This is a genomic window from Desulfosarcina sp., assembly GCF_041551955.1.
In the GTDB taxonomy this organism is placed as follows: Bacteria; Desulfobacterota; Desulfobacteria; order Desulfobacterales; family Desulfosarcinaceae; genus Desulfosarcina.
In genome coordinates, this window is record NZ_JBFELV010000143.1 from 1 (window position 1) to 10,725 (window position 10,725).

General features: G+C 57.4%; 9 protein-coding genes. 5 read left to right on the top strand and 4 right to left on the bottom strand.

From position 1 onward, the window contains the following. The coding region (phnD, locus tag ABYV26_RS12475) for a phosphate/phosphite/phosphonate ABC transporter substrate-binding protein (RefSeq protein ID WP_372681452.1) at window positions 1-904 on the bottom strand (904 nt) is incomplete at its 3' end. 154 nt (window positions 905-1,058) lie between these two features. Between phnD and ABYV26_RS12480 the strand changes: the two genes are divergently transcribed. From ABYV26_RS12480 to ABYV26_RS12500, 5 genes are all read left to right on the top strand, one after another. Further along, entirely contained in the window at window positions 1,059-1,553 is a 495-nt protein-coding gene (locus ABYV26_RS12480) for an ArsR/SmtB family transcription factor (RefSeq protein ID WP_372681454.1), read from the top strand. 55 nt (window positions 1,554-1,608) lie between these two features. After that, on the top strand, window positions 1,609-2,067 hold the full coding sequence (locus tag ABYV26_RS12485; RefSeq protein WP_372681456.1) for an arsenate reductase ArsC: 459 nt from the start codon (window positions 1,609-1,611) through the stop codon (window positions 2,065-2,067). Beyond that, window positions 2,064-3,251 carry an ACR3 family arsenite efflux transporter gene (arsB, locus tag ABYV26_RS12490; protein WP_372681458.1) on the top strand — a complete coding sequence of 396 codons (1,188 nt, stop codon included), beginning with the start codon at window positions 2,064-2,066 and terminating at the stop codon, window positions 3,249-3,251. The genes ABYV26_RS12485 and arsB overlap by 4 nt, the downstream gene beginning before the upstream one ends. A 127-nt stretch (window positions 3,252-3,378) precedes the next feature. Beyond that, the gene (locus tag ABYV26_RS12495; protein WP_372681460.1) at window positions 3,379-3,792 is read left to right on the top strand and encodes a PA2779 family protein; all 414 of its coding nucleotides are present in this window, start codon (window positions 3,379-3,381) and stop codon (window positions 3,790-3,792) included. Window positions 3,793-3,910: 118 nt separating this feature from the next. Next, window positions 3,911-4,759 carry a PA2778 family cysteine peptidase gene (locus ABYV26_RS12500; RefSeq protein WP_372681462.1) on the top strand — a complete coding sequence of 283 codons (849 nt, stop codon included), beginning with the start codon at window positions 3,911-3,913 and terminating at the stop codon, window positions 4,757-4,759. Window positions 4,760-4,777: 18 nt separating this feature from the next. Here ABYV26_RS12500 and ABYV26_RS12505 read toward each other — a convergent pair whose 3' ends face one another. The 3 genes from ABYV26_RS12505 to ABYV26_RS12515 all read right to left on the bottom strand — a co-directional run. Beyond that, a complete protein-coding gene (locus tag ABYV26_RS12505; RefSeq protein ID WP_372681464.1) occupies window positions 4,778-6,619 on the bottom strand; it encodes a PAS domain S-box protein in 1,842 nt (613 codons plus the stop codon). A 174-nt stretch (window positions 6,620-6,793) separates the two neighbouring features. Continuing rightward, window positions 6,794-7,210 carry a hydrogenase iron-sulfur subunit gene (locus tag ABYV26_RS12510; RefSeq protein WP_372681466.1) on the bottom strand — a complete coding sequence of 139 codons (417 nt, stop codon included), beginning with the start codon at window positions 7,208-7,210 and terminating at the stop codon, window positions 6,794-6,796. Window positions 7,211-7,418: 208 nt separating this feature from the next. Next, window positions 7,419-10,725: FAD-dependent oxidoreductase (locus tag ABYV26_RS12515; protein WP_372681468.1), on the bottom strand; the 3,307-nt coding region annotated here is incomplete at its 5' end.

The following is a 10,725-nucleotide window of genomic DNA, read 5'->3' on the forward strand; positions in this document are numbered from 1 at the left end:
CCTTTCTGTTCTCCACGATGGTTAACCGTTCAAGCATCGCTTTTACCGGCGTATACCAGCCCGGTTCAGGGGGGGCAAAATGATCGATCATTAATTCACCAAGAATACGTCGGCCTTCCGGGTCCTCATGCATGGACAAGATCATATCTGTCAGCATTTTTTTCATGTTTGGATCCAATGCCTTGGAGACTACCAATGGCGGACTGCCAAATGGCTCGGACTTTTTGATCACGCGAGTATTTGAGGAATAAAATGCATTGCGCGCTTGGTAATATTCCCACATGTGCCCATCGACGGCAGCTCCATCCACTAGACTTTTGGCAACGGCCATGATCGCATTGTCGTGGCTGTAGGTGTAAGTGAAGCTGCGGAAAAAGGTCTCCGGTTTTGCGCCCACCTGTCTGAGCCAGTAACGCGGCACCATTGTGCCGGTATTGGATTCCGGATCGGTAAACGCAAAATCCTTGCCCTTGAGATCGGTGAGCGATTGTATTGCGCTGTCTTTATTTACGATCAAATAAGATTGATAAAATGGTTTGCCGCGGACAATGGGCGTGGCGACAGCCTCGATGCCGTACCGATCAGCCCCGGAAACATATGGGCCGGTGCAGATGAAAGCCAGGTCGATACGCCTTTCAGCCAGCAGTTCATTGACCTCCCCGTATGTTTTCCGTTGGATCAGTTCGACGTCATAATCGATTTTAGCAGCCAGGTAGTCGATGAGTTCTCGGTAGTAGATGGAGGTTTCCTTGGGAGATATCATGGCGGCTACTGCGACCCGCAGTGTCGGCCGGTCATTTTTTTTCTCCACGGGATGGGAAACATCCATTTTTGGGGTAAAATCGATCTGTTTGTATTCGGCATCACCGCTGCACGAAACCATGAGGACAAAAATCAATGACATCCATAACCAAAAAAACGTATCACTGGCAAAACGTAATAGATAATTATTTTTCATATCAATATTTACCACTGAATTTAGGTGAGGTGGAACGCATTAGCATAAGGGAATGCCGGGTTGCTTAGCAAATATACATACTACATAGTGGTATGTATAGGTGGATTTGCTGTTTTGGCAAGCAAAAAAGGGGTCCGATTCAGGTTTTAGAGTTGACATCGCCTCAGAATCTGGATTATTCATTTCGTCAATTGGCGAATTAAAGGAAAGATTATCCCGCATGCGGCATATGGTAAGAACGACAAAGGCGCTGGCCGACGAGAACAGGATCCGTATTGTAGGTGTTCTAAAGGGGCGTGAACTCTGCGTCTGCCAGTTGATCGAGCTGTTGTGCCTTGCGCCATCGACTGTTTCCAAGCACTTGTCCATACTTAAAAATGCCCGTTTGATCGACAGCCGTAAAGATGGTCGATGGATGTACTATCGATTAGCTGATCCGGGAGTTCCCAAAATTATTAAGGAGGCACTTGAATGGACCATTCGGTCGATTGCTGAAACGGACAGATTCATTCAAGACAGCCAACGCATGGAAGAGATCCTTAAAATCGATCCGGAGATCCTCTGCAGTCAGCAGACACGGTGTGGGCAAGTGTGAGCGCACCGGCTGAATGACAATCCATAAGAAGTGGAATCGTTAAAGGTGAATGATGATGAGTCGTATTAAGATTTTATTTTTATGCACCGGCAACTCCTGCCGCAGCCAAATGGCCGAAGGGTGGGTCAACAACCTGAAAAACGATGTAATCGAAGCCCAGTCGGCCGGCATCGAAACCCACGGACTCAACCCGCTGGCGGTCAAAGCCATGGCCGAGGCAGGGGTGGACATTTCCCACCACCGCTCCAAACTGGCCCGTGATTTCGTCGGCGAACCATGGGATTTCGTGGTGACGGTGTGTGGCCACGCCCACGAAACCTGCCCCTATTTCCCTGGAGAGGTAAAGATCGTCCACGTGGGCTTCGACGACCCGCCGGCGCTGGCCAAAGACGAACCCACCGAGGAAGCGGCCATGGCCCATTACCGCCGGGTGCGCGACGAAATCCGCCATTTTGTCGAAGCCCTGCCTGAGATATTGAAAAACCATCCCAACCAGGAGCCAATCAGCCGATGAACGACAACGCCGCTCGCATTAACGACCGCAAGATGACCAGTATTTTTGAACGCTACCTTTCCGTCTGGGTGCTGCTGTGCATCGTCGGCGGCATCCTGCTTGGCAAAATTGCCCCTGGTGTAGCGCAAACGCTGGACGGCATGGCGATTACCGTAAACGGGGCGCCGGTAGTTTCCATCCCCATCGCCATCTGCCTGTTTTTTATGATGTATCCCATCATGGTCAAGATCGATTTCGCTGAAGTGATCAAGGCGGGGAAAAGCGGCAGGCCGGTTTTTCTGACCCTGTTCATCAACTGGGCGGTCAAACCATTCACCATGTATGCCATCGCCCTGTTTTTTCTCGGGACGCTTTTCTACGGGTTTATCGGGCCCGACGCGAAGGACGTGGTGAAGATGCCTTTCGGTCTGGACCTGCCGGTGGGAGCCGCCCATGGCGCCGGTACCGTGATCCTGGCCGACGGCATCAAGATGCTGGAGGTGCCTCTGTGGCGCAGCTACCTGGCCGGGTGCATCCTGCTGGGCATTGCGCCGTGCACGGCCATGGTGCTGGTGTGGGGATTCCTTTCCCGGGGCAACGACGGCCTGACCCTGGTGATGGTGGCGATCAACTCGCTGACCATGCTGCTGCTCTATGGCGTACTGGGGGGCTTTTTGCTTGGCGTGGGGCGGCTGCCCGTGCCCTGGCAGGCCCTCTTGCTCTCCATCGGCATATACGTGGCCCTGCCGCTGGTGGCCGGTTACTTCTCTCGACGCTGGATCATCGCCGCCAAAGGGGTAACCTGGTTCAAGGAGAAATTCCTGCATGTGCTCACGCCCATCACTATCATTGCCCTGCTGCTTACCCTGGTGCTGCTCTTCTCTTTCAAGGGAGAGGTCATTCTGGGCAATCCCCTGACCATCGTCTGGATCGCCGTGCCCTTGTTGGTCCAGACCGTGCTGATCTTCTGCCTGGGATACGGCCTGGCGCGGCTGCTGAAATTGAAATACGAGGATGCCGCGCCGGCGGCCATGATCGGGGCGTCCAACCACTTCGAGGTGGCCATCGCCACATCCACCATGCTCTTCGGCCTCTCCTCAGGCGCGGCCCTGGCCACGGTGGTGGGGGTTCTCATCGAAGTGCCGGTGATGCTGATGCTGGTCAAGGTCTGTCTCAAGACCCAGTCGTGGTTTCAACCCGCCTGAGACCCGAATGAAAAGTGGCCAGTGCCGGCCTGCCGGGCGCGGCGGCCGCCATGCGGATGATGCATCTTGACTTTTTTCCGGGTTCATGACTAATGAAATCGACTTCCAACCCAAAGCGAGGTGATCGATGAAAAAGGTCAGAGCGATGGCAAAGCCGGTCAGCTGGTTTATGGCGATCTTTATGATCGTGATGTTAACTCCCTGCCAGACCGTGGTAGCGGCAATGGTCACATCCGAAACGATTCTCGATGCCGATCGGGTCAGGGATGCCCGTGCCTATGTTGACGGCATCCTCGCCCGGGAAGACGTAAAAGCAGCCCTGATCGCACAGGGGATAGACGCCGATGAGGCCATGCTGCGAACGCGTGCGCTTTCAGACGCAGAGATTCTCAGCATCGCCGACCGCATGGAAAGCCTGCCTGCCGGCAGCGGCGGGTTTGAGACCCTCCTTTTCGTCGGCCTGATCGTTTTCCTGGTCCTACTGTTTACGGATATATCTGGTGCGACCGATATTTTCCCCTTTGTTAAAAAAAATAAATGATATTCCGATCAAGAAAAATCCTGATTTAAACACGGATCGATGTCGTTTGCGCCGACGCACATTGATTTTTGTGTTCGTCGTAATCCTTGCCGGCTGCGCCGGACCGACCGAGATCCGCTTGCCATCAGCCACCGATCAGCACCGCGGTCAGCACCTGCTGACCGCGGTGCCGTTTTTTTCTCAAAAAGCATACCAATGCGGACCGGCGGCGATTGCCATGGCCCTGTCATGGAGCGGTGTACCGATCACTCCCCAGGAACTGGTGCCCGAAGTTTTCACCCCGTCCAAGAAGGGCAGCCTTCAACCGGCGTTGGTCGCCGCCGCCCGGCGCCATGACAGGATTGCTTACCTTCTGATCGACCCGACATCCCTTAGCGATGAGATCGCCGCCGGACACCCGGTGGTTGTGCTGCAGAATCTCGGCCTGTCGTGGTATCCTGTCTGGCATTTTGCGGTCGTCGTCGGCTTGGATTTCACTGACAAGGTCGTTATTTTGCATTCCGGCACGACGCCCCACAAGCGGACCTCGTTCAAGACCTTCGCCTTCACGTGGTCAAGAAGTGACTATTGGGGGTTGCTGGTATTGCCACCATGGCAGCTGCCTGCCATGGCCACAGAGGAGCATGTCCTGCGGTCGGTCGGTTATCTTGAACGGCTGGGCAAATGGCAGGTGGCCGCCGAAGGCTACCAAACCGCTCTGCGGCGATGGCCGGAGAGCCTGCCCGCCACCGTCGGGCGGGGTGTCTGCCTCTACCGGTTAGGGGACCTGGTCGCCGCAGAGGCGCATTTTCGCCATGCGACCTTCAAATTTCCGCATGAGGGTGTCGTGTATAACAATTTGGCACATGTCCTCATGGAGATGGGAAAAAATGCCGAGGCCGCTGAAGCTGCCTTGAAAGCCGTCGGCATCGGCGGCCCCTTGAAATCGGATTACGAGCGCACCCTCGAAGAGATCCAAATGCGATGACCTACGATTGCGTCGAACTTATTCGTCTGACGCTTCCTCACGGTAGACCGGCAGGGAAATGGTGAACGTGGTGCCTTCTCCAACCTGGCTTTCCACTTTGATGTCCCCGCCATGGTCCTTGATGAAGCCGTAACAGACGGACAGGCCCAAACCGACACCCTTGACGCTGTCGGTCTTGGTCGTGAAGAAGGTTTCGAAAATCAGGTCAAGGTGCTCATCCTTGATTCCCACGCCATTGTCTGCAATGGTGATGTGGACGAAGTAGTCGTCTCCCTCTGTGGCAACAGTGAGGCGGCCGCCTTCCGGCATGGCGTCTCGGGCGTTGGAAATCAGGTTCAAAAAAACCTGGCGCAGCTGATTCTTGGAGGCGTGGACTCGCCCGAGGTGGCTGGCGAAACTGTGTACCAGTTTGATGGAGTGTTCCCAGAGCTGCTTTTCATATAACAGGAGGATTTCGTCTAAAATTCTGTTGAAGTCCACCGGGGCCCGCTCTTCCTGGTCCGGCTTGGAGAAGGACAGCATCTTGCGCAGCATGTCCGTCACGCGCACGGTTTCCGACAGGGACATCTCAAGCAGCTTGCGGCGTTTGTTGCCTACCGGGATTTCGGTTTTCATCAGTTCCAGGGTGTTCATGATCCCGTAGAGCGGGTTGTTGAGCTCATGGGCGATCTGGGAGGTGAGCCGGCCCATGGCGGCCAGTTTTTCCGATTGCAGAAGCTGCTCCTGGGTATTGTGGAGCTTGCGCTCCATCTTCAACTGTTCTTCCAGGTCCACGAAAATGCCCACCGAAGCAATTTCCCGGCCGGCCTCGTCATAGATGATGTTGGCCGACAGGTTGCCCTCCACGGGACGTCCCTCCTTGCCCTTGAAGGTCATGGGATAGGAGCGCAGTTTGCCCTTGCCGCCATAGTCATCGCTTCGCATCATGCGCATCACCTGGCGCGCCATGTCCCCAGGATACAGGTCGCGCACGTTCATCCCGCCGATCGTCTCCGAAGCCTGATATCCCAGTGTCTCTTCGGCGCCCTGGTTCCAGATGATGATGTTGCCCTTCATATCCGTTCCCATGATTGCGTTGGGAGAACTCTGGATGATATTGTTGAGAAAATCGTGAGCCTTTTTCAGCTCCTGCTCCATTTTTTTTCGCTGAGACTGGTCCACGCAGATGCCCTCGTAGCCCAGCACGTTGCCCTTGGGATCGTAACGCACATGGGCGGTGAGCAGAACGGTAATGGGGGTGCCGTCCTTCTTGCGGAAATCCACCTCGTAATCGATGACCCGACCGTTCTTCTCGATCATCTGCTGGAAGCGGGCGCGATCGTCGGCCTTGAGGTAGATGTCCCGGGCCAGGTCCTGATCGAGGAACTCGTTTTTGTCTTCATACCCCATCATATCCAGCAAGGCCGGGTTGGCATCCAGAAACTTGCCCTCCTTGCTGCTGATGTAGACGCCGGCAGCCATGTGTTCGAAGAGGCTGCGGAAGCTCTCGCGGGAGGTTTTGAGGCGGTATTCCTGATCTTTGCGATGGGTGATGTCGCGGTAGAGGCTCAGCTTGGAGATGCTGCCGTCGGTATTGTGCAGGGGGATTTCCAGCAGGTCGTAGGTCTTGTCCACCATGGGTACATAGACCTCTTCGTGTGTGTTGCGCTGGTTGTCGAACACCTCCTTGGCCCGGCACCAGGGGCAAGGGGCAGCTGTGTGGTTGATCACCTCGTGGCATTTCTTGCCGACGCCGTCACCGAACACCCGGATCATGGCCTTGTTCATGAACTCGACCACATAGTCGTCGTTGACGATGTAGATGCCGTCGGCCATGGCATCCAACACGCCGGTCAGTCCGTGCGCCTGGGTAACATCCATTTGTGACCTCTTTATGTATGCTTGTGATTGAACCCAATTTTAGAAAAACATTGAACATCGAAAATCCAACGTTGAACACCGAATGATGAAATCGTTTCGCCCCTCCGATTGAAAAAGGCAGCAATCATTTTTCACCATTCGAAGTTGGACGTTCGATGGTCGACGTTCAGCGGTTTAAGCCTGTGTACTGTCCAGCGGTCCCAGTGACGCCACCGTTTCGGTCATCTCGCAGGCGATACGTGCGAATTCAGGGGCCATGGCCGAAGAGAGGTTGAACATCTGCACCCGTGAACCGTCGATGCCGATCGATTCCAGGGTTTTCCGCACCAAATCAACTTTTTTGCGCGTTCTTCGATTTCCTTCCAGGAAATGGCATTCTCCGTCCATTCAGCCGGCCACATATATGCCGTCGGCACCGGCTTCCAGGCCCTTGAGCAGATGGATCACGTCCACCCGGCCCGTGCACGGCACCTGAACCACCTTGACGCTGGCCGGGTAGTTCAGCCGCATGGAGCCGGCCAGGTCGGCGGCCGCATAGGAGCAGTATTTGCAGCAGAAAGCGAGGATTTGCGGGTCTTTGGTAGTCGCCATGTCTTCCCTCCAGTATTTGAGCTGTTGAGCTGATGGGTATTGTTGCGGGGTGCTTTATTATTGTCGCGGCCGACAACCCTTCCTATATCGCCATTTAAGCACACCCCTAAACGGGTTTTTCCTTGACACCTGATCAGAGACCCGAAGGTTTTTTCAGTCCTCAGTCCTCAGTCCTCAGTCCTCAGTCCTCTGACTTCCGTCCTCCGTCTCAAGCCGCGATGAACAGGGCCTCGATCTTGGCGATCAGCTGGCCGTCGGTAAAGTGGGCCAGGGTAATGGCCTTGCCTGGACACTCGGCCACGCAGGTGCCGCAGCCATGGCATTCGGCCGGATCGATGACCGCATGGCTGTGTTCATCCACCCGGGGAATATCGTAGGGGCAGGCCCGTACGCAGGTCAGGCAGGCGGCACACTTGCCTGAATCCACCGTGGCCACCACACCGCCCACCATAATGGCATCGCGGGAGAGCAGGGTCATGGCCCGGGAGGCGGCTGCCTTGGCCTGGGCAATGCACTCCTCCAAAGGCTTGGGATAGTGGGCCAGCCCGGCCAGGTAGACGCCTTCGGAGGAGAACTCCACCGGCCTAAGCTTGGCATGGGCTTCGACCAGGAAACCATCGGCATTCACCGGCACCTTGAAGGTTTCGAACAGTTCACGGTTGGCGTTGGGCACCACGCCGGTGGCCAGCACGAGCAGGTCGGGTCTCAGGCGAACCGGCATCCGCAGCACGTGGTCGGTCACGTCGAGAACCAGGTGGTTGTCGGCGTTGGTGGAGACCTTGGGCGGATTCTCCGGCTCGTAGCGGATAAACAGGATACCCGCATCCCGAGCCTCCTTGTACAGATCCTCGCGGAAGCCGTATGAACGGATGTCGCGGTAGAGAATGCTCACTTTTTTTTGGGGGTTGATTTTCTTTACGGCCAAGGCGCTTTTCAGGCTGTGTGTGCAGCAGATTTTGCTGCAGTAGGGGCGCTTGTCGTCGCGGGAGCCCACGCACTGGATGAAGACCACGCTTTTGGCCAGCAGCAGGCGATTGTCGTTGCTGGCAACTGCTGCGTCCATGTCCAGGTGAGTGAGCACGTCGGGGTGACTGCCGTACAGGTAGAGGTCCGGTTTGTATTCACCACCGCCCGTAGCGATGATCGTGGCTCCGTGGGCCACCAGCGTTTCCGTCTGGCCGCCGTTAGTCGACGCCAGGGTGGTGGAAAAGTTTCCGATGCTTCCTGTGGTGCGCTTTACCCGTGTGCCGGTCAGCAGCCGGATGCGTGGGTGGGTTTTTACCCGTTGGATGGTGTCGGCAAGGTAGGGGGCGATGGGTTCACCCTGCCAGGTGGCGTTGAGCAGGTTGGCCACCCCGCCCAGTTCGGTGGATTTTTCGACCAGCACCACCTCGGATCCCTGGTCGGCCACACCCAGCGCCGCCTCCATGCCGGCCACGCCGCCGCCTATCACCAGGGCGGTCTTGGTGATCGCCAGGCTCACCTGATGCAGGGGCTCGATGTGGGCGGCCTTGGCCACGGCCATGCGCACCAGATCCTTGGCCTTGGCGGTGGCCCGCGCCGGTTCGCTCATGTGCACCCAGGTATTCTGGTCGCGGATGTTGGCCATTTCGAACAGGTACTTGTTCAGGCCTGCATCGCGAATGGTTTCCTGGAACAGGGGTTCGTGGGTGCGGGGAGAACAAGAGGCCACGACCACCCGATTGATGCCCTTTTCGCGGATGATCGCTTTCATGTGGTCTTGGGAGTCTTGGCTGCAGGTGAACAGGTTGTCCTCCACGTGGACCACGTGGGGCAGGCCGGCCGCATAGTCGCGGACCGCCGGTACGTCGGCGATACCGCCGATGTTGATGCCGCAGTTGCAGACAAAGACGCCGATGCGTGGTCCCTGACCGGACACATCCAGCTCTGGGGGCAGTTCATGTTTGCGGGACAGCGTCCAGCGGGAATCGGACAAAAGACTGCTGGCGGCGGCGGCCGAGGCCGAGGCCTCCATGACCGAATGGGGGATATCCTTGGGTTCTTGAAAAGCCCCGCACACGAAGACGCCCTCTCGGTTGGTGGCCACCGGCTTCAGACAGTGGGTCTGCGCATGGCTGTAGTGGTTCAGTTCGACACCCAGCCGACCGGCCAGGGATACCGCGTCGGGGTTGGGTGCCAGGCCCACGGAGAAAATCACCATGTCGAAGTGCTCTTCCATGTTGTTGCCCGACTCTGTCGCATAGACGATGCGCAGCCGGTCGTCCTCGTCAGGGAACACCGAGTGGATACGCGAGCGGATATGGCGCACCCCGTGGTCTTCCCGGGCCCGGTTGGCGTACTTGTCAAAATCTTTGCCGAAGGTGCGCATGTCCATGAAAAAGATGGCCGTATCCAGTTCTGTGTCACTGTGTTCTTTGGCGATCACCGCCTGTTTGTTGGCATACATGCAACAGACCGACGAGCAGTAACCGTTGTCGCAGGCATTGAGGTCTCGGGACCCCACGCACTGCAGCCAGGCGATTTTTTTCGGCGGGCGGTCGTCCGACGGCCGGACCAGGTGCCCCGCATAGGGGCCGGAGGCGGATAGGATGCGCTCGAATTCAAGGCTGGTGACCACGTTGGGGTGGCTGGAATAGCTGTAAGTCTGGTATATGGACGGATCGAAGGGCGCGAACCCGGGGGCCAGGATGACCGCCCCCACGTTGACCTCATGGATCTGCTCGGTCATGTCATGGCACACCGCTTCGGCCAGACAGGCCGAGACGCACTGGTAGCACTCTGAGCATACACCGCAGGCCAGGCAGCGCTGGAGTTCCCGCTGAACGGCCGCTTCGTCCAAGCCCAGCTGGACCTCGTCGAAGGTGGCTTTGCGTCCATCGGGATCGGCCATGGGCATGGTCTGGCGGGCAATGGGCACCGCCGTGGAGAGGTCCACGTCTTCGACCGGGAACAGTTCAGCGTCCCGACCGGCGCCGAGGTTCTCGCCCACCAGGTAGCGTCGGATGGATTCGGCGGCGGTTTTTCCCGCGGCAATGGCGTCCACGACGGTTTTGGGGCCGGTGACCGCATCGCCGCCGGCAAAGATGTCCGGATCACCGGATTGCAGGGTCACCGGGTCCACGTTCATGGTTCCCCAGTCGTTCAGGGTGCAGGCACATTCGTCGGTGAGGCAGGCCCAGTCGGATTCCTGGCCGATGGCCGGGACCACCGCGTCCACCGCGATGGTAAATTCGGAGCCGGCGATGGGCTCCGGACGCCGCCGGCCGGAATCGTCGGGATCCCCCAACTGCATACGGATGCATTCGATGCCTGTGACCCGGCCGTCGGTTTCGACCACCCGGACCGGGTTGGTCAAGGTCATAATTTCGACACCCTCCTCCCGGCACTCTTCGATCTCCTCGGCGTTGGCCGGCATCTCCGCTTCGCTGCGGCGATAGATGATGAACGGTTTTTTGGATCCATTGCGCAGGGCGGTTCTCACCGAGTCCATGGCCACGTTGCCACCGCCGATCACGGCCACGCGGTCGCCCAAG